The organism is Ruegeria sp. HKCCE3926 (genome assembly GCF_017872515.1).
In the GTDB taxonomy this organism is placed as follows: Bacteria; Pseudomonadota; Alphaproteobacteria; order Rhodobacterales; family Rhodobacteraceae; genus Ruegeria.
This window is the reverse complement of record NZ_JAEDOU010000004.1, coordinates 84,769-107,791: the sequence shown is the minus strand read 5'-3', so window position 1 is coordinate 107,791 and position 23,023 is coordinate 84,769. Positions and strand designations below refer to the sequence as shown.

Here is a 23,023-nt window from a genome sequence, read left to right as displayed (position 1 = left end):
TCAGCCCATCATCTGGTAGCTGACCGGGACAAAGCGAAAGCCTTCTCCACGGGTCTCAACATACCCGGCGCCGGGGAATGGCATGTGATAGCCGACCATAGGTACCTTGTCGGCAGCCAGCATGCCAAGAACATCGCGGCGTGCGGCAGTGGCTGCGGCCTTGTCCATGTCAAACCGGACTTCCCATTCGGGATGGGCGAAAGACCAGACATAGTGGTTGGCCAAATCCGCCGTCAGCACCAGACGTTGCCCGTTACTTTCCAGATGGTAGACCGTGTGGCCCGGTGTGTGGCCATAAGCGGCCACTGCGGTAATGCCCGAGGCAACCTCGCCCCCGTCTTCGACAAAGGTCATTTTCTCGGCCAGCGGTGTGACTTTTTCAGCGACCAGATCGCCCACACGATTGCCTGCGTCCTGCGCAGCCCAGAAATCATACTCCGGAGACGCCGTCACGTAGCGCGCTTTGGCGAAGGTGGGCGCGCCTTCGGTCGTCATGCCGCCGATATGGTCAGGGTGCATATGCGTTATCACGACCACATCGATCTGATCCGGGGTTACACCCGCATCTGCCAGCGCGGCCTGTATGCCACCTTGCCCCAGACCGGTATCAAACAGAACCAGCTCTGATCCTGTGTTGACCAGTGAGGGGGTAAAGAAAAACTGTGCGACGTCTGCCGGAATGAAGTTTTCAGCCGAAACCTTGGCAAATTCATCGTCCGTCGCTCCGCCCCCAAAAATCTCTTTGGCTCCGTCGCGTGGAAAGCTGCCATCCAGCAGGGTCGTGACCGTGAAGTCGCCAATATGAAATGACCTTGCGATGGTCGAGTTTGCTTTGGTTTCCGGGCTGGCGGCCAGAACCGGTGCGGCCGCAGCTGCAAACGGCAAGGCAGCGGCACTTCCCAAAGCGGCGCGGCGTGTAAGTTTTATTGTCATCTTCGTTCTCCCTGTCAGGACATCAATGTTGCAGTTAGGGCGTCGAGAGTTTCTTGCCAGTTTATACGCCATTCGGATGGGGTGCATGGATGAATAATACGTGTTAATTTTTGTTCATGGCGCGATCAGACAATAAGACAGTTCCGACAGATCAAAGCGTCGAGAATTTCCTGAAAACGGTTCAACCGGCGCACCGTGCTGAAGACGCGCACCAGCTTGACAAGTTGTTTCGCGCCACCACCGGGTTTAAACCGGTCATGTGGGGCCCGTCGATCGTCGGGTATGGCCGCTACCATTATCGCTACAAAACGGGTCGTGAAGGGGACTTTCTGGCAACCGGTTTTTCGCCGCGCAAATCAGCTTTGGTGATTTACACCATGCCGGGTTACGCAGATTTTGCGGATCTCATGGCCAGATTGGGAAAGCACAAGCTGGGCAAGTCCTGTCTTTACGTCAACAAACTGGCGGATATCGACACGGGTGTTTTGCGCGAACTCATTCGCGCCGGACTGGACGACCTCGACAGGGTGTGGCCGGTGAAACCTTTCTGAATCACCTGATGGATCAAGCGGCGGCTGGACAAAATCGCGCCTTTGTGACAAGAGCCGCGCCAACAGGAGACACCCATGACAACCACCCGTTTCGCCCCGTCGCCCACCGGTTACATCCATGTGGGCAACCTGCGCACCGCCCTGATGAACTATCTGATCGCCCGCAAGGCCGGCGGCACGTTCATCTTGCGTATCGACGACACTGATCCTGAGCGGTCGAAAGAAGAATATGTCGACGCCATCAAGCAGGATATGGAGTGGCTGGGCCTGCATTGGGACCGGATTGAACGTCAGTCCGAGCGTCTGGACCGCTATGCCGAGGCCGCCGACAAGCTGCGCGAGATGGGCCGGTTTTATGAGGCGTTCGAGACGCCCACCGAGCTGGACCTGAAGCGCAAGAAGCAACTGAATATGGGCAAGCCTCCGGTCTATGATCGCGCCGCGCTGAACCTGTCGGATGCCGAGAAAGAGGCCCTGCGCACTGAGCGCGGCAATGGTGTCTGGCGCTTCAAGCTGGATCATGAACGGATCGAATGGACCGATGGCATCTTGGGTGACATCTCGATCGATGCGGCGTCCGTTTCGGACCCGGTGCTGATCCGTGGCGATGGTCAGGTTCTTTATACGATCGCGTCGGTGGTGGATGACACCGAGATGGGCGTCACGGATGTAGTGCGCGGCTCGGACCATGTGACCAACACGGCGACGCAAATACAGATCATCAAGGCGCTGGGGGGCACCTGCCCGCGCTTTGCCCACCATTCGCTGCTGACCGGCCCGCAGGGTGAGGCGCTGTCGAAACGTCTGGGCACGCTGGCGTTGCGCGATCTGCGCGAGCAGGGTGTGCAGCCTATGGCGCTGCTGAGCCTGATGGCACGTCTGGGCTCGTCTGACCCGGTTGAGCTGCGCTCGGAAATGGCCGAACTGATCGAAGGGTTCGATGTGAACCGGTTTGGCGCCGCGCCGACCAAGTTCGATGTGCAGGACCTGTTCCCGCTGACTGCCAGGTATTTGCAATCGCTGTCGCTGTCCGATGTGGCCAGTGCCGTTGCGGATGCCGGTGTTCCCGATGAATTGGCAGAACCTTTCTGGGCAATGGCCCGTGAAAACATCACCACCCTGGCCGATCTCAAGGGCTGGTGGGAGCTGTGTCGTGACGGGGCAGATCCCCTGATCGCCGATGAAGATCGGGAATTCATTACCCAGGCGATGGCTTTGCTGCCCGAAGGCCCGTTCGATGGTGACACGTGGGGCACCTGGACCAAAGCCGTTAAAGAGGCAACCGGTCGCAAGGGCAAAGGCCTGTTCATGCCACTGCGCAAAGCGTTGACCGGCATGGAGCGCGGCCCGGAAATGGCTGCGCTGATGCCGTTGCTACAGGTGATCCGCGCGCGCGGCTAACGTGGTGGCACACCAATTTTCTGGGCCACGTCATCGGCGTGGCCCTTTTTGTTACGCCGGCTGTACGAACCGAACCGACAAACTTGTCAGGCGGTCATCGACAAAATCACGTTCGACAGGTTTGAGTTGCTGGTGGCGTGGATAACGCGGTTCGGCGCGGTCATTCAGGATCGGGGCGTCCCAGCCTGTTGTCGTCTCAAAGAATCGATCCGCGCCGTCCTCGCCGAATGCCCGCAAGTAACCCTGCACGACAACATCGATATAGCTGAGCAGCAACGGGTGGTGATTGCTGGGCTGGCAGTGCCGATCCTGCGGGACGGCGTAGACAGCTATTTCGACGTCGTGCGTCAGGGGATGTGAAACCGAATGCGTTGCAGGAATCCGGTCATACGCCCATTCCCGTTCATCCAGCGCGGCCCAGTCATTATTGGGAACATGCGCAATCATGCCTTCGATCTCTGACTTCGGGTCGGGCACGGCAGTCAGAAACGCCACGGGTCGCAGATCGGTATGCCGCCAGGCCCGCCGCCAACCCTTCAGTCGCGCGGGGCGCGGATCGGGGAAATCATGCGTCGCGAGGTTCACGAGGCTGCCATAGCCAAAGAAATAGGGGTCGGCCATCCAAGAAGTGTCCTTTGGGTCGATTGATGTATGTCAAACCGCTTTTTTCCCGGACATGCAATAAGGTTGCATCTTGAATTTAGGGAGGCCCTCATGCGGATTACCAAAAGGACGAATATCGCTGTGCGCCTGTTGATGTATTGCGCAGCTCACCCGGACAGGCTGGTCACGAAATCCGAAATCGCCGAAGTGTGCAACATTTCGGAAAACCATCTGGCGCAGGTGATCAATCAGCTGAGCCAGCTGAACTATCTGAGCACACAGCGCGGTCGTAACGGTGGCATGTCACTGGCGCGCCCCGCGGATCAGATACGCATCGGTGCGGTGTTCCGGCATGTTGAAGGGGCTTTGCCCATTGCCGAGTGTTTCGCCGACGCGGACAACACGTGCCCGCTCACGGATGCCTGCCGGCTGAGGCTTGCGCTTCAGGACGCGGCAGAGGTGTTCTATGCGTCCCTGGACGATGTTACCCTGGATGCGCTGGTATGTGACAATGATCCGCTGCTGAGGCTCTTGCAGCCCGTGGCCTGCGTGCGCTGATTTCAATCGCTCGCGCGCAATATGCGCGCCGGACGCACCGAAAGTGGACGCAGGGCAAATGCCAGCCCAGCACATAACGTGACGCCAATCCCGGCCAGAACGATGCCGAAGGCCGATGACCAGATCACCGTGAACTCTGTGTCGAAGATGTAGGTGGCAACGGCCCAGCCGCCCAGAATGCCAACGAACAGCGCGACGCATCCCGCAGCGGCCCCAAGCAGAACGGATCGCAGGCCAAAGCTGCGCAGGATACGGCCACGGTCCGAACCCAATGTCCTGAGGATTGCTGCTTCGTATCTGCGGGCAGGTTCGCCCGCCGCCGCAGCGCCGATCAGAACCAGAAATCCGGTCAGCAGCGATACTCCTGCACCGTACGAGGTCGCTGCGACGATGCCTGCCAGCAGGCCCGAGACACGATCAATGGCGTCGCGCACCCGGATGGCCGTGATATTGGGGAACTGGCCTGCAAGATCCCGCAGGATGGCCGCCTCGGCCTGTTCTTCGGCATAGACCGTCGCGATAAAGCTGTGCGGCGCACCGGCCAGCGCAGTGGGGTTCATCGACATGACAAAGCCCATTCCCGCGGTAGAGAAATCTACCTCGCGCAGGGACGTCAGCTCTGCCGTGATGTCACGCCCCAGGATATTGACGGTCAGTTGGTCGCCCAGGTTCAGGCCCATCTCTTCGGCTTCTTCGGCGGCAAAGCTGACCTGCGGCGCACCTGCGTAATCTTCGGCCCACCATTCCCCTGCGGTCAGGCGTGCCTTCGGTGGCGGTTGAACCGAATAGGTCACGCCGCGATCCCCTTCCAACACCCAGTGATCTCCGGCCACGTCCCGAGCGGGCTGGCCGTTGATCTGCGTGATGATCCCGCGCAACATCGGCGCGCTTTCAATGCGGCTGACCGCGGGGTCGTTTTGCAGGCGTTCGGTGAAGCCGGGCATTTGATCTTTCTGGATGTCCACGAAGAAGTACGACGGCGCGACATCCGGCAGGTTGCCCGAAATGGCGTTGCGCAGGGTACCGTCGATCTGCCCGACCGCAGCCAGCACCGACAGGCCCAGCCCCAGTGACAGAACCACAGACCCTGCGCCTTCGCGTGGGTCCGAGATGGCCGACAACGCCCATCTGACTGTGGGTCGCCCGCGGGCCAACGAAGTCCCAGCCCGGGCCAGTTTGCGAATGGCATAAGCGGCGAGGGCCAACAGCGCCAGTGCACCGACAAGCCCGCCGCCGGTCCAGACGGTAAGCCGCGTCGAGCCGCTGAACCATGATGCCAGGGCGATCAGCAACAACAGCCCGACACCCGTTGCCACGACGTAAATCAGACGTGGAAAGGGGCGGGCCGAGCTCAACGCGTCGCGAAACAACGTCGCGGCGCGCACATCTTCGGTGCGGGCCAAAGGCCAGAGTGTGAACAGGAACGCTGTGAGCAGACCGTATATTGCCGCCTCGATCAGCGGCTGTGGATAAAGGGAAAACACTGCTGGAACCGGCAATTGGCTTTCCAGCAGTGGGGCCAGAACAAGCGGCGCCAATCCACCCAACGTCAGGCCGATCGCGATCCCGAAGACGGACAGAACGCCAGTTTGAAACATGTAGGTTTGAAAAATGGTGGCGCGATCGGCCCCCAAGGTGCGCAGTGTGGCAACGGTTTCCGTCTTCTGCGCCAGATAAGCACGCACGGCGGCAGAAACGCCGATGCCGCCGACGGCAAGCCCGGACAGCCCGACAAGGACAAGAAATGCGCTCAGGCGATTGACGAACTCGGATATCCCGGGGGCACCGTTGCGCGCATCCGTCCAGCGCATCCCCGTGCCTTCGAATGCCGCATCAGCCTTTGCGGATAAATCCGAAAGATCTGCGTTCCGGGGCAGGATCATCCTGTATTTTGTTGAAAACAGTGTTCCGGGTTCCAGCAGACCGGACGCCTGCAATGCCTCGGTTCGGACCAGAGTGCGCGGCCCAAGGCCAAACCCATCCGCCGCGCTGTCGGGCTCGTCCAGCAGGGCTGCCGTCAGGATGAACTCTTGCGCCCCAAGTGAAAACCGATCACCGACGGACAACCCAAGCCGGTCCATCAGCACAGGTTCCATCACGGCCCCGGGCAAGCCGGAACTGCCGTTCAGGGCGTCTTCCAGCGGGATCTCTGGTTCCAGCCGTACCGAGCCGACAAGTGGGTACGCGTTGTCGACCGACTTGACCTGAGTCAGTGCTCGTTCCGGATCTGTCGCGCCGGGCACAACGGCCATCGAGCGGAAATCAACAACCTCGGACATCTGGACGGATGTCTGTTGCATCCAGGCGCGCTCGGCCGGGTCGGCAAATCGATAGGTGAATTCAAGTTCGGCATCGCCCCCCAGCAGCGAGGCCCCTTCTTGCGCAAGCCCAGCCAGTATGGCTTGCCGCACCGACCCGACGGCCGCGATGGCGGCGACCCCCAACGCCAAACAGGCCAGAAAGATCCGAAAACCACTCAGGCCTCCGCGAAGCTCGCGGCGGGCGAGCCGCCCGGCCATCCGCAGGCTCATTCCGCGGCCTCCTGCCGGGTCTCTTCGGCGATCCTGCCGTCACGCAACCGAACGACCCGGTCACATCTTTCGGCCAATGAATGGCTGTGTGTCACCAGAACCAGGGTTGCATCGTATTTCCGGCGCAGACCAAACAGCAAATCAACAATTGCGGCCCCGTTGGTTTCGTCCAGGTTCCCGGTCGGTTCATCAGCCAACAGGATTTTGGGACGCGGCGCAGATGCTCGTGCCAAGGCAACACGCTGTTGTTCTCCGCCCGACAGTTGCGCCGGGTAATGATCGCGACGGTGCGACAGGCCAACGGCGTCCAGCTCTTGCTTGGCCCGGTCGAACGCATCCTTGTGTCCTGCCAGTTCAAGTGGGGTTGCCACGTTTTCCAGCGCGGTCATTGTCGGGATCAGGTGGAAGTTCTGAAACACCACACCCATACTGTCGCGTCGAAACCGGGCCAGAGCGTCCTCATCCATGTCGGTCAGGTCCTGACCCAGCGCCATGATTTGACCGTGCGTCGCCTGTTCCAACCCCGCCATCAACATCAGCAGCGAAGACTTGCCCGAGCCAGAAGGCCCGATAAGCCCCAGAGTCTCGCCTTTGTCCACAGTCAACGTAATGTCATGCAGAATATCGACCCGCCCGGCATTGCCATCCAGGGACAAAGAGGCATCTTGGAGGGCGAGAACAGCAGTCGTCATGGGTCTACCCGAAAAAGGAGCGGTCTTTTGGGATATGGAGCGATCACCGCATTGCGCAAGGCTTTGATAGCAGGCCTTTTCACGTGGTGCGGTTTTGGGGCCACAGCCGAACAAGTGGTGATTGCGGCATTGGGGGACTCGCTGACTCAGGGCTATGGGCTGGTGGAGGAAAGCGGGTTTGTTCCGCAGCTTGAACGCTGGTTGCAGACGCAGGGCGCGGATGTCCGCGTCATCAACGCAGGCGTTTCGGGTGACACGACGGCGGGCGGGGCCGCACGTGTGGACTGGACCCTGACACCGGATGTGGATGGCATGATCGTTGCCCTTGGCGGCAACGACCTGCTGCGGGGGATCGACCCTGCCGTATCAAAGGCCAATCTGCGCAGGATCCTGGACGTGGCGCGGGGCGTGAATGTACCGGTTCTGCTAATCGGTATGCAGGCGCCGGGCAACTACGGGGCCGATTACAAACAAGCTTTCGACGGGATGTACCCAGACCTGGCGAAAGAGTTCGACGTCCTCTTCACCGCCAGTTTCTTTGAAGGTCTTGCGGCAGAGGGCGACCCCGGTGCGGTATCGCAGTTCATGCAGTCGGACGGAATACATCCAAACGCGGATGGGGTGGCAAAGATCGTTGAATCTCTGGGGCCGTCCGTTCTGAAGCTTGTTGATCAGGCGGGTCAAGCGGAATAGGCGCCCATCCATGGGCACCTAGACGACCGTGACAACTGTTCCGATCGGGACCCGGTTGTACAAATCGATCACATGCTCGTTCAGCATCCGTATGCAACCGTTGGACACTGCCCGGCCAATGGTCTGCGGCTGCGTCGTACCGTGGATGCGGAAATAGGTATCGACACCGTTCTGGAACAGGTACAGCGCGCGCGCGCCCAGCGGGTTATCTCCGCCGCCGGGTTGGACATAGTCATTGTCCTTGAATTTGGCGTAAGCGACGGGATCACGTTCGATCATCTCATCCGTCGGGCGCCAGGTCGGCCATTCCTTTTTCACATCGATGGTGGCCGTGCCGGTAAACTCCAACCCCGCTTTGCCGACGCCGCATCCATAGCGGATCGCCTTGCGAGGTTCCGTGACGAAGTAAAGGTAGAACGACCGGGGCGCGACCAGCAGCTGTCCTGGTACGAACTGTTTCTTGATGCGCACGAATTGCGGCGTCGGATCATACTCGACCGCCTTTTTGGCGCGGGCGATGCCCGGCAACATGCTTGCTGCTGTTCCGGCCAGAAAAATACGGCGTGTAAACATCGAAACCCTCGTCGAATGACCAATGAAACTGAAACCAATTTCATCATCATATTATATTTGGTCAATTCTAGGGCAGTCATCACGTGGACGTGATGTGTCCTGTCTGCCACCCGAGGTTGTGGCGGGAAAGGGGCGAGGGGGATCCCCTCACCCGATATCAAGCTCAGGCCAGCTGGATGCTGTCGGCGCTTTCGCGGCCGTCACGACCGGCGCGCAGCTCGTACGTGACTTTCTGGTTGTCGGCCAGACCGGTCAGGCCCGAACGTTCGACAGCCGAGATGTGTACGAATACATCTTTGCCGCCCTCTTCCGGTGCGATGAAGCCGAAGCCTTTGGTGGTGTTGAACCATTTTACGGTGCCTGCTGGCATATCCGTGTCTCCTGTTTGAGTGCTGCCCACGGAGTTGCGGCAGCCTGGCGTCGTCGGTCTGTATCGATAGACTGACTGCCGATGAAGGAGACAGTAGGTCGAATAGAAAAACGTAAGCTCTTTGCATATGGCATCGGGGCGGGGGTGTGACAAGGGATTTCGTTCGATTTGTGCAAGGGCATGACCGATTTCTGCCGTGCCCACATGCGCGGGGGGCGAGTATTCTTTTACGGTGCCCACGCCTTGCCCAGTGTCGACGAACGGGTTGAACGGCCGCATTTGGTCATCACAAATGCCGTGCAGAGTGGTGTTCATGTCACCAGATGGTCCGCGACCTTTTCGCAGCAATGCAGGGCGCGATGCGGTTTGCGTCAATCGTGATCGCTGTCCCGTCCAGGCGTCGGCGACCAAACCAGCCGCGATCCGGATGAAGATGTCTTTATCTCGCCTGCGTTTGCTTCGGCTGAATACTGGTTTGTGACGCGCGCATTCTCTGTCAACATAACGCCCACCAAAGTCGTCGCGATGGATGGAGATTGTCCCGCGCCACACGCCTGCCGTTGACGCAAGGCATGCGCTTTGATTTCAGAAATGAAAGCGCCGGGCATGCCTGTTACCCATAAAGTGCGCGGGCCTCGGCGAAGGACAAAAGACGACGGTTCTTCTCGTCCCACAGGTGAAGCCGCGCATTGGCGAGGCTTTCCCGGATGGTCATTCGGTTGCTGTTTGCCAGTTCTTCATGATCGCGCAGCACTTCGGTCAGACGGTAGAACGGAATGCGGCTGTAGAGGTGGTGTACATGGTGGATGCCGATATTGGCACTGAACCACTGCAACACCGAGGGCAGGATATAGTGCGAACTTCCGTGCAGCGCCGCTTCATGCAGTTGCCAGTCTGCATCGGCGTCCCAATGCGTGTTCTCGAACTGGTGTTGTACATAAAACAGCCAAACTCCGGCCGTTGCGGCAATCAGAGTCGACGGCAGAAAGATCAGCAACATCGGCATCAGCCCGCCAAAATAGTAGATGGCCACAAGGGCAACCAGAATCGCAAGATTCGTCGCCATGGCGCTGACCCAGAACCTGACGCTGTCTGTCAGGCCCAGCGGAAGGCGGTTTTGAAACAGGAACAGATAGCCAGGGCCAAGCACGAACAAGGTGATCGGGTTTCGGTACACGCGGTACCAGAACCTGTTCAGTGGTGTTTTGGCCCGATATTCCGCCACGGTCAGGGTGTGGATATCGCCCATCCCGCGCTTGTCCAGGTTGCCGGAACTGTTGTGATGCGTGGAATGCGTGCGGCGCCAGACATCATATGGTGTCAGTGTCAGAACTCCGATGCCGCGCCCGATCCAGTCGCTGACGGCGCGGTTTTTGAAAAACGCGCCGTGCCCGCAATCATGCTGGATGGCAAACAAGCGCAACAGAAAGGCAGCATTGAGGACGGAAATCACAAAGGCCAGCCAATAGCTGACTGACAGTGACATCCAGGACAAAGCCCACAGCCCGAAAAAGGGGACAATGCTTACGCCCAGTTCAAAAGAGCTGCGCATTTGGTCCGGTTCGCGATATTTGGCAAGCGTTGTTACCCAGTCACGTGCGGCGGTGGTCTCCGGCTTGTCGCGGAGGGAGAGAGAGGGTTCAGTCATATGCCTGCCAGTCAAGTGTTTGCAGGCCACCGGATAGACGACCCCCCCGACATAGCAAGCGGTTTTTGTAAAGGTCGCTGCATTTCACGGTCACTTTTCGGTCAAAGGCCGGCAGAGGTGCCCTTTGCGTAACACTGGGCTCAAGACCTCATGCCGACACTTCGCGGCGCAGGACAATCTACAGGCTTGTCAAGTGCGGTCATCGGGCCTATACGCCTGCGGTGGCTTTCCGCCACGAGAATCAAAACCAAGAAATGCCGTGTTTGGCCCATCACGCTTCGGGGTCACATCCGGCTTAGGAGAAGCGATATGAAACTGAACGAACTGCGCGACAATCCTGGCGCCGCACCGAAACGCACCCGCGTTGGCCGTGGTCCCGGTTCCGGCAAAGGTAAAATGGGTGGCCGTGGTATCAAAGGCCAGAAATCCCGTTCGGGTGTGGCCATCAATGGCTACGAAGGCGGCCAGATGCCGCTGTACCAGCGTCTGCCCAAGCGCGGCTTCAACAAGCCGAACCGCAAGGAATTCGCCGTTATCAATCTGGGCCTGATCCAGAAATTCGTCGACGCCGGCAAGCTGGACGCTTCGGCTGCGATCACCGAAGACGCTTTGGTTGCGTCCGGTCTGGTGCGCCGCAAGCTGGACGGTATCCGCGTTCTGGCCAAAGGCGAAATCAGCGCCAAGGTGAACCTTGAAGTAACCGGTGCTTCGAAATCTGCCGTCGAGGCAGTTGAGAAAGCGGGCGGTTCACTGAAGGTCACAAAAGCTGCTGCGGCAGAGTAATCGCTTGTGAGCGGGCAAAGACCCGCTTACATAGACCTCAGAGTTTTCCAAGACGCCGTCCGAGCCGGAAAACGGTTCCGGGCGGCGTTTGCATAAGAGAGACCGATTTATGGTATCAGCAGCAGAACAAATGGCAGCCAACACAAGCTGGGCTGCTTTGGGCAAGGCCACCGATCTGCGCAACCGCATCCTGTTCACGCTGGGTTTGCTGATCGTCTATCGTCTGGGCACCTTTATTCCGGTGCCGGGGATTGACGGAGCAGCTTTGCGCGAATTCATGGAGCAGGCGGGGCAGGGCATCGGCGGCATGATTTCGATGTTCACCGGCGGGGCGCTGGGGCGGATGGGTATCTTTGCCCTCGGCATCATGCCTTACATCTCGGCCTCGATCATCGTTCAACTGCTGACATCCATGGTTCCCGCGCTCGAACAGCTCAAGAAAGAGGGCGAGCAGGGGCGCAAGAAGATCAACCAGTACACCCGGTTCGGTACCGTGGCTCTGGCCACCGTTCAGGCCTACGGTCTGGCCGTTTCGCTGGAATCGGGCGATCTGGCGACTGATCCGGGGCTCTATTTCCGCATGTCGACCATGATAACGCTGGTTGGCGGCACCATGTTCCTGATGTGGCTGGGTGAACAGATCACCGCGCGCGGGATCGGCAATGGTATCTCTTTGATCATCTTCGTCGGCATCATCGCCGAGGTTCCGGCTGCTCTGGCGCAGTTCTTTGCAAGCGGCCGCAGCGGAGCGATCAGCCCTGCCGTGATCGTTGGCGTGATCGTCATGGTAATCGCGGTCATCACCTTTGTGGTGTTCATGGAGCGCGCCCTGCGCAAGATCCACATTCAGTATCCGCGTCGTCAGGCCGGTATGAAAATCTACGAAGGCGGCTCAAGCCACCTGCCGGTCAAGGTCAACCCTGCGGGTGTCATTCCGGCGATCTTCGCCAGCTCGCTGCTGCTGCTGCCGGTCACGATCTCGACCTTCTCGTCCGGTGCTGCCAACGGGCCGGTCATGTCGTGGCTGCTGGCCAATTTCGGCCCCGGACAGCCGCTGTATCTGCTGTTCTTCGCGTCGATGATCGTGTTCTTCGCCTATTTCTACACGTTCAACGTGTCGTTCAAGCCGGACGATGTGGCGGACAACCTGAAAAAGCAGAACGGGTTCGTGCCCGGTATCCGCCCCGGCAAGAAAACCGCCGAGTATCTGGAATACGTGGTCAATCGCGTGCTGGTTCTGGGTTCGGCCTATCTGGCCGCCGTGTGTCTGCTGCCTGAAATCCTGCGGGGCCAATTTGCCATCCCGTTCTATTTCGGTGGCACCTCGGTTCTGATTATCGTCTCTGTGACCATGGACACGATCCAGCAGGTTCAGAGCCATCTTCTGGCGCATCAATACGAAGGGCTTATCGAAAAGTCCCAGCTGCGCGGCAAAGGCAAGAAACGCGGCAGGAAGGGACCCTCTCGTCGATGAATATCATTCTGTTGGGCCCCCCGGGGGCCGGGAAAGGAACGCAGGCGCGTCATCTGGTGGAAACACGCGGGATGGTGCAGCTCAGCACCGGAGATATGCTGCGCGAGGCCAAGACCAGCGGAACCGAAATGGGCCAGAAGGTTGCTGCGATCATGGACGCGGGCAAGCTGGTCACCGATGAGATCGTGATCGGCCTGATTGAAGAGAAACTGACCACCGAAAAAGGCGCCGGTTTCATCTTTGACGGTTTCCCTCGCACTTTGGCACAGGCCGACGCGCTGTCGGCTCTGCTGACCAAGCTGGGCCAGTCCCTGCATACCGTGATCGAGATGCGCGTGGATGACGATGCTCTGGTGGAACGGATTACCGCACGGTCAACCTGTGGCGGATGCGGTGAGGTCTATAACGACAAGACCAAGCCGATCCCGGCTGACGGCAAGTGCACCAACTGCGGCAAGGAAAATGACTTCGTTCGTCGCGCCGACGATAACGAAGACAGCCTGCGCACGCGGTTGATGGAGTACTACAAGAAGACCTCTCCGCTGATCGGCTATTACTACGCCAAGGGCGATCTGCGCCCCGTGAACGGGCTGGCGGACATCAAGGAAGTCACGGCGTCGATCGAGGCCATTCTCGGCTGATTTCAATATGGGCTTGACGGCACCGCCAAAAGCCCATATCGACCCCCATCCCTAAAGGGAATCAAGACCGCGTGCGGGATTCGTCCCAACCGCCCCGACCACCTCGAATAATGCTGAACCCTCTGGCCACACTGCCACGGTAAAGCGTTGTGAAAAAAGGTTCTGGAGTTACGGAACCGCAACGAAAAGGAAAGTGACACGTGGCACGTATTGCCGGCGTAAACATCCCGACTGCAAAGCGGGTACCTATCGCCCTCACATATATCACCGGTATCGGAAACACTTCGGCCAAAGCGATCTGCGAAGCCGTGGGCATTGAAGCGCACCGTCGCGTCAACGAACTGTCCGACGCCGAAGTTCTGGCCATCCGCGAGCACATCGATGCAAATTTCACCGTTGAAGGTGACCTGCGTCGCGAAGTTCAGATGAACGTCAAACGTCTGATGGACCTGGGCTGCTATCGCGGTCTGCGTCACCGCCGCAACCTGCCGGTTCGCGGTCAGCGTACCCACACCAACGCTCGTACCCGCAAAGGCCCCGCAAAGGCCATCGCTGGTAAGAAGAAATAAGGGAGGGTCTGACCGATGGCACGTGACAAGACTCGCGTTAAGCGCAAAGAGCGCAAGAACATCGCATCGGGCGTTGCCCATGTGAATTCGACCTTCAACAACACCAAGATCCTGATCTCGGACGTACAGGGCAACGCCATCTCGTGGTCGTCTGCCGGTACCATGGGCTTCAAGGGATCGCGGAAATCGACCCCCTACGCCGCTCAGATGGCTGCCGAAGACGCAGGCAAGAAGGCGCAGGAACATGGCGTTAAGACGCTGGAAGTCGAAGTTCAGGGCCCCGGTTCGGGCCGTGAATCGGCACTGCGCGCGCTGGCTGCAGTGGGCTTCAACATCACGTCGATCCGCGACGTGACACCGATTGCTCACAACGGCTGCCGTCCGCCGAAGCGTCGTCGCGTCTAAACGATTTTGAATTGAGCTGGGGCTGTGTTTCTGCACGGCCCCAGCACGTCATTTTGAACCTCGGGCGTCTGCACCTTGTTGGTCATGGGGCGCGGACAGGAATGGAGGGATTACATGATCCACAAGAATTGGGCAGAATTGATCAAGCCGACCCAGCTGGAAGCCAAGCCGGGCAATGATCCTGCACGTCAGGCCACCCTGGTTGCCGAACCGCTGGAGCGTGGCTTTGGTCTGACCCTGGGCAACGCCCTGCGCCGCGTCCTGATGAGCTCGCTGCAAGGCGCGGCCATCACCAGCGTCCAGATCGACAACGTTTTGCACGAGTTCTCGAGCGTCGCAGGCGTTCGCGAAGACGTCACCGACATCATCCTGAACCTCAAGCAGGTTGCCCTTCGCATGGAAGTCGAAGGCCCCAAGCGCCTGTCGATCAATGCCAAAGGCCCCGCAGTCGTCACCGCGGGTGACATCAGCGAAAGCGCCGGTATCGAGGTTCTGAACCGCGACCACGTCATCTGCCACCTCGACGATGGCGCTGACCTGTTCATGGAACTGACCGTCAACACCGGCAAGGGCTATGTCTCGGCCGAGAAGAACAAGCCTGAAGACGCGCCTATCGGCCTGATCCCGATTGATGCGATCTATTCGCCGGTCAAAAAGGTCGCTTATGACGTTCAGCCGACCCGTGAAGGTCAGGTTCTGGACTATGACAAACTGACCCTGAAGATCGAAACCGATGGTTCGATCACGCCGGAAGACGCACTGGCCTTTGCCGCTCGTATCCTTCAGGATCAGCTGTCGATCTTCGTCAACTTCGACGAGCCGGAATCGGCAAGCCGTCAGGACGAGGACGATGGTCTGGAGTTCAACCCGCTGCTGCTGAAGAAGGTGGACGAGCTGGAACTGTCGGTCCGTTCGGCAAACTGCCTGAAGAACGACAACATCGTCTATATCGGCGATCTGATCCAGAAGACCGAAGCCGAGATGCTGCGCACTCCGAACTTCGGTCGCAAGTCGCTGAACGAGATCAAGGAAGTTCTTTCCGGCATGGGCCTGCACCTGGGCATGGATGTCGAGGACTGGCCGCCCGACAACATCGAAGATCTGGCGAAGAAATTCGAAGACGCGTTCTAAGCGCGTCTTCCCCAATGCCCGGCCCGAAGTGGGAATATCCGGGGACAATATGGGCATTTCCGCCCCAAGGAGAGCCGGTGACACGCATCGCCGGCCAGACAAAGCAAAACGCGAAAGAAGGAACTAGAAAATGCGTCACGCACGTGGTTACCGCCGCCTGAACCGTACTCATGAGCACCGCAAGGCGCTGTTTGCGAACATGGCTGGCTCGCTCATCGAGCATGAGCAAATCAAAACGACTCTGCCCAAGGCAAAAGAACTGCGCCCGATCGTTGAAAAACTGATCACTCTGGGCAAGCGCGGCGACCTGCACGCCCGCCGTCAGGCCGCAGCACAGCTGAAGGAAGACAAAGACGTCGCCAAGCTGTTCGAAGTTCTGGGGCCCCGCTACGCCGAGCGTCAGGGCGGTTATGTCCGCATCCTGAAGGCTGGCTTCCGATATGGCGACATGGCCCCGATGGCGATCATCGAATTCGTTGATCGTGACGTCGATGCTAAGGGCGCGGCCGACAAAGCCCGCGTTGCCGCCGAAGAGGCAGCAGACGAAGAATAAGATCTGACCCAGGGTCACGGTCGAACCTCCGTTCGGGAAACCGGACGGAGGTTCTTTCGTTATGGCATGCCGGCATGTTGCGGGGCATACCCGACCGCCGACTTGCAATTCGGATTTTGTGTCAGCATATCTGGGTCAATCGCAAAAAACGGAGCCACCATGATCCGCGTAATGCTGACCCTTGTTGCCTTGACCTGCGCGACGCAAGGAATGGCCGAAACGAAAGCTCCGCAGTCACAGGCCGAGATTTCGTTGGGATTTGCCCCGGTCGTGAAACAGGCATCACCGGCGGTTGTGAACATCTATGCCAAGATCGTCCGGCAGGGCCGGGCAAGCCCGTTTTTCTCGGACCCGTTCTTTCAGGATTTCTTTGGCCGGGGATTTGGCGAACCACGTCAGCGGGTTCAAAACTCGTTGGGTTCCGGGGTTATCCTGTCGGACGATGGGTATGTTGTTTCCAACTATCACGTGGTTGGCTCTGCGACCGAGATCCGGGTTGTCACCACGGATCGGCGCGAGTTTTCGGCCGAGGTTGTGCTGGGCCATGAGGAAAGCGATATTGCGATCCTGCGCTTGAAGGAGGCCGAAGATCTGCCCTACCTGACCCTTCGCGATTCCGACCAGGTCGAAGTCGGAGAGCTGGCGCTGGCCATCGGAAACCCGTTCGGGGTGGGGCAGACGGTATCTTCCGGCATCATCTCGGGGCTGGCGCGCACGGGCACGGCAACCGGGAATGGCCGCGGATATTTCATCCAGACGGATGCGGCAATCAACCCGGGCAACTCCGGTGGGGCGCTGATCGATGTGAATGGCCAGCTTATCGGGATCAATACCTCGATTCTGACCCGATCGGGTGGGTCAAACGGAATAGGCTTTGCCATCCCCGCCAATCTGGTGGCGCAATTCCTCAAGCAGGCGCAGCAGGGAAACGAAACCTTCGTCAGCCCGTGGGCAGGAATGTCGGGTCAACATATGAGTGCGGATATCGCGGAATCCCTTGGTCTGGCCATCCCGTTGGGCGTTGTGGTCTCTGATCTGCATGAGCTCAGCCCTTTGCGCGACGCAGGGTTCAGAGTTGGAGACGTGGTAACCCATGTGGACGGGGATGAGGTCAATTCACCCGCCGAGATGAAGTTTCGGATGTCGGTCGCCGGAGTGGGCGGAACCTCGGTTCTGACCCGTCTGCGCGGCGACCAAAGTGACCAGGTTGAGGTGGCGCTTATCAAAGCCCCCGATGTTCCGGCCGCCGAAGAAACGACGTTGAACGACAGAACCGTTCTTCCGGGGTTGGTGGTGTCCCGGGTCAATCCCGCGGTGATCACTAGGATGGGATTGCCGCTGTCGCTGACCGGTGTCGTCGTGGTGGATCCCGGCCCGTATGGCGGAAGGGCGGGATTGCGAACCGGTGATATTCTTGAAAGCATCAATGCCGATGAGATCCAGCGCCCTCGGGACGTTGAGACCGCGCTGACCGATCCGGGCCGTTACGTGCAGATAGGTCTGGTGCGCGGGGGGCGGTCCGTCTCTTTGCGGTTCCGGCTGTGACCTGTGAGTGATCTGTTCGATACCGGGGCGGCAGAACCCGCCGCTTCTCCTCACCGGCCTCTGGCTGACCGGTTGCGGCCTCGATCCCTGGCCGAGGTGATCGGGCAGGAGCAGGTGCTGGGCCCCGAGGCCCCTCTGGGTGTCATGCTGGCGGCGGGCAGTTTGTCCAGCCTGATCTTCTGGGGCCCACCCGGAGTTGGAAAGACCACGATTGCACGGCTGTTGGCACAGGAAACCGATCTGCATTTCGTTCAGATCAGTGCGATCTTTACCGGTGTGCCGGATCTGAAGAAAGTCTTCGAGGCCGCGAAAATACGCCGCCAGAACGGGCAGGGCACCTTGTTGTTCGTGGACGAGATTCACCGCTTCAACAAGGCTCAGCAAGATGGTTTTCTGCCCCATATGGAAGACGGGACAATCCTGTTGGTCGGCGCAACCACCGAGAACCCGTCATTCGAACTGAATGCCGCTGTGCTCAGCCGGTCGCAGGTGCTGGTGCTGGAACGGCTGAGCCTTGCCGATCTGGAGCGTCTGACCCAGCGGGCCGAGAAAGAGCTGGGCCACGCGTTGCCATTGACGCCTGCCGCCCGCGATGCGTTGCAAGAGATGGCCGATGGCGACGGTCGGGCTTTGCTGAACCTGATCGAACAGGTTTCGGCGTGGAAGGTGGATGCGCCGCTGGGCCCCGATGCGCTGTCTACGCGTTTGATGCGGCGGGCTGCAAAATACGACAAGTCTGGTGATGAGCATTACAACCTGATCTCGGCCCTGCACAAATCGGTGCGCGGATCTGATCCCGATGCGGCCTTGTATTGGTTCGCGCGCATGCTGACCGGGGGCGAAGACCCGCGGTATCTTGCGCGCAGGATCACACGCATGGCGGTCGAGGACATAGGCCTGGCCGATCCGCAGGCGCAGGCCATTTGTTTGCAATCGTGGGAAACCTACGAACGTCTGGGTTCACCCGAGGGCGAGTTAGCGCTTGCTCAGGCGCTGGTCTATCTTGCCCTGGCGCCAAAATCCAACGGCGCCTATGTCGGCTACAAGGCGGCAATGCGGCTGGCCAAGCAATCCGGCAGCGAGCCACCGCCTAAGCATATCCTGAACGCGCCGACCTCTTTGATGAAGGAACAGGGTTACGGCGCGGGCTATGCCTACGACCACGATGCCGAGGACGGGTTTTCCGGTCAGAACTACTTCCCCGAGACGATGAAACGCCCGGTTTTGTATCAGCCGGTCGAGCGCGGTTTCGAGCGTGAGCTAAAGAAACGCCTCGATTATTTTGCCAAGCTGCGGACACAGCGGAACAGCTAGTTACGCGGGGTCAATCGTAAAGGTTCCGCGGCGCCACAGGCGACTGGATTGAAATTGGACGCTTCCCCTGGGTCAACGCTTGCAGCGGAGGACTTGATATGCCGGTCGATCATCGAAACGCGTGGAATGCCGGTTTGTGACGCGCTTAAGGTTGAATGGGCCAACGGGTTGGATGTCATTCGCCGCGAAGGAACCGCTGGTGCGACCCGTTTCCGGGACGGAGCAGGGCAGCACGGCGACTTCTCGAACATCTGAGATCCAGAGCCAGATACCTTGACTCTTGCCGCGTTGCGCGCGACAGACGCCCATGATTTCTGGGACACGGATAAACACGCAATCCGGGCGGATCACCCGCGCGGAACAAGGGGTAATGGCATGAGTGGCGTGCAGATGATTACAGTCGCTGAAGGGGATGGGGACCAACGCGTGGATCGCTGGCTGCGCCGCCTGTTTCCGCATGTCAGCCAGGGGCGCATTGAAAAGATGTGCCGCAAGGGAGAATTGCGTGTTGACGGTAGCCGCGCCAAGGCCTCGACCCGGCTGGAGGCCGGGCAGGTTGTTCGCGTGCCGCCCTTGCCGGACGCTGATCACAAACCGGCTGAGGTCAAGCATCACATCTCGGATGCGGATGCCAAGATGATCCAATCCTGCGTGATCTACCGCGACGATCACGTTCTGGCGCTGAACAAGCCGCATGGTCTGCCGGTGCAGGGCGGCAGCGGGCAGACAAGGCATGTTGACAGCCTGTCCGAAGCGCTGCGGTTCGACTATGACGAGAACCCTCGGCTGGTCCATCGGTTGGACAAGGACACGTCAGGTGTTCTGCTGCTGGCCCGCACCCGCGAAGCCGCCAAGGGTTTGACGGCCGCTTTCCGCCACCGCGATACGCGCAAGATCTACTGGGCGCTGGTTGCCGGGGTGCCGACACCGTATCTGGGTGAGATCAAGACCGGCCTTGTCAAGGCGCCCGGTCATGGCAAGCACGGTGAGGGTGAAAAGATGATCCCCGTGCATATGAACGAAATTGACAGCACTCCGGGCGCGAAACGCGCGCATACGCATTACGCAACCCTTTATCGAGTTGCCGGCCGCGCTGCTTGGGTCGCGATGGAGCCGATCACCGGACGTACGCACCAGTTGCGGGCGCATATGGCCGCAATCGGACATCCGATTATCGGCGACGGAAAATACGGCGGTTCGGGTCAGGAAAACCTTGGCGACGGATGGGGTGCGCAACTGGGTGGGATCATCAGCAAAAAGCTGCATCTGCACGCACGGCGGCTGTCCTTCCTGCATCCGGTGACGCGGAAACCAGTGACCGTGACGGCGCCCTTGCCGGAGCATATGAAGCACAGCTGGGACACGTTCGGATGGAGCGAGGATCTGGCGGCTGATGACCCGTTTGAGGCGCTGCAATGAGCGCACCCTTGCGGCTGGTCCTGTTCGACGTCGACGGTACTCTGGTCGACAGTCAGGGCAGTATCGTTCATTCCATGACCGCCAGCTTTCAGGCCGCCTCCGTGCCGGTTCCGACGCGAAAGGCGATCCTGTCCATTGTCGGCTTGTCGCTGCCGCATGCCATCGCCCGGTTGGCGCCGGAACAGCCCCTCTCGGTCCAGAACGATCTGGTCGACGGGTATAAAGAGGCCTATCACGCCCATCGTCTTGAATTGGGCGCGGCAAGTTCGCCGCTGTACCCCGGTGCGCGCGAGGCGATTGAAGCGTTGCATGCCGTGCCCGAAGTGCTTCTTGGCGTGGCAACCGGCAAGTCGCAGCGCGGGTTGGATGCATTGATCGAAGCCCATGGGCTGGAACCGTATTTCGTGACCCGGCAGGTCGCGGATCACCACCCGTCAAAGCCGCATCCGTCCATGGTGCAGACCGCATTGGCGGAAACCGGGGTCGATCCGGGTTGTGCAGTGATGATCGGCGACACGAGCTTTGACATGGATATGGCCGCGGCTGCCGGTGTTCGCGGCATCGGCGTCACCTGGGGCTATCATGACCGATCGGCTTTGACCGCAGCTTCTTGCATTGTCGAAACCTTTGACCAGTTGCCCAATGCTCTGGCTGGGATGTGGGATTGAATGATGAGTGACTGGAAACCGAAACGCTTCTGGAAGGACAGCACCGTTGTCGCGGTTGATGGCGGCTTCACCGTCGAACTGGATGGCCGCAGGGTCAAAACACCCGCCAAGGCAGACCTGATCCTGCCAACCCGCCCCATGGCCGAAGCGGTGGCAGGGGAATGGGACGCGCAGGAAAAAGAAGTTGATCCTGCCGTGATGCCGTTCACCCGTTCTGCAAATGCAGCGATTGACAAAGTCCGCATCCAGCACGGGGAAGTGGCCGACATGCTGGCCGATTACGGCGATTCCGATTTATTGTGTTATCGCGCAACCCACCCGCAGGAGTTGCAGGATCGTCAGAGCGCCGAATGGGACCCCGCCCTGGATTGGGCCGAGACCGCGCTGTCTGCCCGTCTGGTTCCGGTTGCGGGCGTCCTGCATCAACCGCAGCCGGAATCCGCCCTGGCGACATTGCGTTCTCGAGTGCACGGGCTGGATGCGTTCCAACTGGCCGCTTTTCACGATCTTGTCAGCTTGTCGGGGTCATTGATTCTTGGCTTTGCGGCCGCCATGAATTGGCGCAATCCGGACGAAATATGGCGCATTTCAAGATTGGATGAAACCTGGCAGATTGAACAATGGGGCCATGACGAAGAAGCCCATCAGGTTGCCGAGGCCAAGAAAGCGGCCTTTATGCATGCCAAACGCTTCTTTGACATATCGGTTTGATCCTAAATTCCGGTTTTTTGAGCAAATCTGTAAACAGCTTGGGGCCTGATCCATCGTTTTCGATGATCCGGCCCTTGACGTTTGTTTATGAATACGCCCAAACTCAGTGCCACTAAAGGGGAGACACCTTTGGGGTAACCTATCCGGCATCCACTTGCCGGGCAGAGCCGTCTCGGACGGGGCGGAAAATCAGGAAGAGGTAAAAATGAAAAAATCCGTAATCTTGGGCGCGGCAACGATTGCCGGTCTTGCTGCTGGCGCAGCCATGGCAGGGACCGTTGACGACGTTAAAGCACGCGGCAAGCTGAATTGTGGTGTGACCACCGGTCTGGTTGGTTTTGCTGCGCCCGACGCCAATGGCGAATGGCAGGGCTTTGACGTATCGCTGTGCCGCGCCGTTGCTGCTGCTGTTCTGGGCGACGCCAACGCCGTTGAATTCGTTCCGACCACTGGTAAGACACGTTTTACCGCTCTGGCCTCGGGCGAGATCGACATGCTGGCAAGAAACACCACCTGGACCTTCAGCCGCGACGTCGACCTGAAGTTCGAATTCACTGGTGTGAACTACTATGACGGTCAGGGCTTCATGGTTCCCAAGGCGCTGGGCGTCAGCTCGGCCAAGGAACTGGACGGCGCCCGTGTCTGCATCCAGACCGGTACCACCACCGAGCTGAACCTGGCCGATTTCTTCCGTGCCAACAACATCAGCTACGAGCCGGTTCCGATCGAAACCAACGCCGAAGCGCAGCAGCAGTACCTGGCCGGTGCATGTGACGTTTACACCACCGATGCTTCGGGCCTGGCCGCAACCCGCGCCACCTTCGAAGCGCCGGACGAGCACATCCTGCTGCCCGAGATCATCTCGAAAGAGCCGCTGGGCCCGCTGGTCCGTCATGGCGATCACGAGTGGGGCGACGTTGTCCGCTGGACGCTGAACGCACTGATTTCGGCTGAAGAGCTGGGCGTGACCTCGGCAAATATCGACGAACTGAGCGCCGGCACCGACAACCCGGAAATCAACCGCCTGCTGGGTACAGAAGGCACTCTGGGTGAAATGCTGGGTCTGGACGCTGACTGGGCTGCCAAAGCGATCAAAGCTGGCGGCAACTATGGTGAAGTGTTTGCCAAGAACATCGGTGAGGAAACTCCGATCGGTCTGGCGCGGGGCCTGAACGCACAGTGGACCGAAGGCGGCCTGCTGTACTCGCCGCCGTTCCGTTAAGGCATCAATGGAAGAGGGCGCGGGGCAACCTGCGC

General features: G+C 59.5%; 25 protein-coding genes. 18 read left to right on the top strand and 7 right to left on the bottom strand.

The features are described from left to right. Positions 1–933 carry an MBL fold metallo-hydrolase gene (locus I9184_RS12300; RefSeq protein ID WP_209834607.1) on the bottom strand — a complete coding sequence of 311 codons (933 nt, stop codon included), beginning with the start codon at positions 931–933 and terminating at the stop codon, positions 1–3. 116 nt (positions 934–1,049) lie between these two features. Between I9184_RS12300 and I9184_RS12295 the strand changes: the two genes are divergently transcribed. Continuing rightward, positions 1,050–1,484 carry a DUF1801 domain-containing protein gene (locus tag I9184_RS12295; RefSeq protein WP_209834605.1) on the top strand — a complete coding sequence of 145 codons (435 nt, stop codon included), beginning with the start codon at positions 1,050–1,052 and terminating at the stop codon, positions 1,482–1,484. 75 nt (positions 1,485–1,559) lie between these two features. Next, positions 1,560–2,885, top strand: a complete 1,326-nt coding sequence (gltX, locus tag I9184_RS12290; protein WP_171634804.1) for a glutamate--tRNA ligase — start codon at positions 1,560–1,562, stop codon at positions 2,883–2,885. A 51-nt stretch (positions 2,886–2,936) separates the two neighbouring features. Here the strand turns inward: gltX and I9184_RS12285 are convergent, their stop codons facing one another. Further along, positions 2,937–3,506: a gamma-glutamylcyclotransferase family protein gene (locus tag I9184_RS12285; protein WP_209834603.1), complete on the bottom strand. Its 570-nt coding sequence runs from the start codon at positions 3,504–3,506 to the stop codon at positions 2,937–2,939. Between the two features lie 93 nt (positions 3,507–3,599). Here I9184_RS12285 and I9184_RS12280 point away from each other — a divergent pair, with 93 nt between their 5' ends. Next, positions 3,600–4,046 carry an Rrf2 family transcriptional regulator gene (locus I9184_RS12280; protein ID WP_170346430.1) on the top strand — a complete coding sequence of 149 codons (447 nt, stop codon included), beginning with the start codon at positions 3,600–3,602 and terminating at the stop codon, positions 4,044–4,046. Positions 4,047–4,048: 2 nt separating this feature from the next. Here the strand turns inward: I9184_RS12280 and I9184_RS12275 are convergent, their stop codons facing one another. Both I9184_RS12275 and I9184_RS12270 read right to left on the bottom strand, forming a co-directional pair. Further along, on the bottom strand, positions 4,049–6,577 hold the full coding sequence (locus I9184_RS12275; protein ID WP_209834601.1) for an FtsX-like permease family protein: 2,529 nt from the start codon (positions 6,575–6,577) through the stop codon (positions 4,049–4,051). Then, entirely contained in the window at positions 6,574–7,269 is a 696-nt protein-coding gene (locus tag I9184_RS12270) for an ABC transporter ATP-binding protein (protein WP_209834599.1), read from the bottom strand. The genes I9184_RS12275 and I9184_RS12270 overlap by 4 nt, the downstream gene beginning before the upstream one ends. Positions 7,270–7,320: 51 nt before the next feature. Here I9184_RS12270 and I9184_RS12265 point away from each other — a divergent pair, with 51 nt between their 5' ends. Beyond that, a complete protein-coding gene (locus I9184_RS12265; protein ID WP_245218123.1) occupies positions 7,321–7,962 on the top strand; it encodes an arylesterase in 642 nt (213 codons plus the stop codon). A gap of 18 nt (positions 7,963–7,980) precedes the next feature. Here the strand turns inward: I9184_RS12265 and I9184_RS12260 are convergent, their stop codons facing one another. From I9184_RS12260 to I9184_RS12250, 3 genes are all read right to left on the bottom strand, one after another. After that, complete coding sequence (locus I9184_RS12260; RefSeq protein ID WP_152456903.1) at positions 7,981–8,535, bottom strand: L,D-transpeptidase; 555 nt, start codon at positions 8,533–8,535, stop codon at positions 7,981–7,983. Positions 8,536–8,698: 163 nt separating this feature from the next. Beyond that, complete coding sequence (locus tag I9184_RS12255) at positions 8,699–8,905, bottom strand: cold-shock protein (RefSeq protein WP_152456904.1); 207 nt, start codon at positions 8,903–8,905, stop codon at positions 8,699–8,701. Positions 8,906–9,518: 613 nt separating this feature from the next. Further along, positions 9,519–10,553, bottom strand: a complete 1,035-nt coding sequence (locus I9184_RS12250) for a fatty acid desaturase (protein ID WP_171634793.1) — start codon at positions 10,551–10,553, stop codon at positions 9,519–9,521. A 309-nt stretch (positions 10,554–10,862) separates the two neighbouring features. On the opposite strand from I9184_RS12250, the gene rplO reads away from it, so the two are divergent. From rplO to I9184_RS12180, 14 genes are all read left to right on the top strand, one after another. Continuing rightward, complete coding sequence (gene rplO / locus I9184_RS12245; protein WP_171634791.1) at positions 10,863–11,336, top strand: 50S ribosomal protein L15; 474 nt, start codon at positions 10,863–10,865, stop codon at positions 11,334–11,336. Positions 11,337–11,445: 109 nt separating this feature from the next. Next, a complete protein-coding gene (secY, locus tag I9184_RS12240; RefSeq protein WP_171634788.1) occupies positions 11,446–12,810 on the top strand; it encodes a preprotein translocase subunit SecY in 1,365 nt (454 codons plus the stop codon). After that, a complete protein-coding gene (locus I9184_RS12235; RefSeq protein ID WP_152456908.1) occupies positions 12,807–13,451 on the top strand; it encodes an adenylate kinase in 645 nt (214 codons plus the stop codon). Before secY ends, I9184_RS12235 begins: the two co-directional genes overlap by 4 nt. 200 nt (positions 13,452–13,651) lie before the next feature. Next, positions 13,652–14,020, top strand: coding sequence for a 30S ribosomal protein S13 (gene rpsM, locus I9184_RS12230; protein ID WP_008757392.1), 369 nt, complete (start codon positions 13,652–13,654; stop codon positions 14,018–14,020). Positions 14,021–14,035: 15 nt separating this feature from the next. Then, a complete protein-coding gene (rpsK, locus tag I9184_RS12225) occupies positions 14,036–14,425 on the top strand; it encodes a 30S ribosomal protein S11 (RefSeq protein WP_008757289.1) in 390 nt (129 codons plus the stop codon). Between the two features lie 114 nt (positions 14,426–14,539). Then, on the top strand, positions 14,540–15,556 hold the full coding sequence (locus tag I9184_RS12220) for a DNA-directed RNA polymerase subunit alpha (RefSeq protein WP_117870179.1): 1,017 nt from the start codon (positions 14,540–14,542) through the stop codon (positions 15,554–15,556). Between the two features lie 130 nt (positions 15,557–15,686). Further along, a complete protein-coding gene (rplQ, locus tag I9184_RS12215; protein WP_170687292.1) occupies positions 15,687–16,109 on the top strand; it encodes a 50S ribosomal protein L17 in 423 nt (140 codons plus the stop codon). 159 nt (positions 16,110–16,268) lie between these two features. Further along, a complete protein-coding gene (locus I9184_RS12210) occupies positions 16,269–17,654 on the top strand; it encodes a trypsin-like peptidase domain-containing protein (protein ID WP_209834595.1) in 1,386 nt (461 codons plus the stop codon). Positions 17,655–17,657: 3 nt separating this feature from the next. Continuing rightward, on the top strand, positions 17,658–18,968 hold the full coding sequence (locus tag I9184_RS12205) for a replication-associated recombination protein A (RefSeq protein WP_171724229.1): 1,311 nt from the start codon (positions 17,658–17,660) through the stop codon (positions 18,966–18,968). A gap of 48 nt (positions 18,969–19,016) precedes the next feature. After that, positions 19,017–19,223, top strand: a complete 207-nt coding sequence (locus I9184_RS12200) for a hypothetical protein (protein ID WP_209834593.1) — start codon at positions 19,017–19,019, stop codon at positions 19,221–19,223. A gap of 120 nt (positions 19,224–19,343) precedes the next feature. After that, positions 19,344–20,387 (top strand): RluA family pseudouridine synthase, encoded by a 1,044-nt coding sequence (locus tag I9184_RS12195; protein WP_209834591.1) that lies wholly within the window; start codon positions 19,344–19,346, stop codon positions 20,385–20,387. Next, complete coding sequence (locus I9184_RS12190) at positions 20,384–21,055, top strand: HAD-IA family hydrolase (RefSeq protein ID WP_209834590.1); 672 nt, start codon at positions 20,384–20,386, stop codon at positions 21,053–21,055. Before I9184_RS12195 ends, I9184_RS12190 begins: the two co-directional genes overlap by 4 nt. A 3-nt stretch (positions 21,056–21,058) precedes the next feature. Next, on the top strand, positions 21,059–21,766 hold the full coding sequence (locus I9184_RS12185; RefSeq protein WP_171641747.1) for an ATP12 family protein: 708 nt from the start codon (positions 21,059–21,061) through the stop codon (positions 21,764–21,766). Between the two features lie 205 nt (positions 21,767–21,971). Next, positions 21,972–22,988 (top strand): amino acid ABC transporter substrate-binding protein, encoded by a 1,017-nt coding sequence (locus I9184_RS12180; RefSeq protein ID WP_171724225.1) that lies wholly within the window; start codon positions 21,972–21,974, stop codon positions 22,986–22,988. The last annotated feature ends 35 nt before the right edge of the window (positions 22,989–23,023 follow it).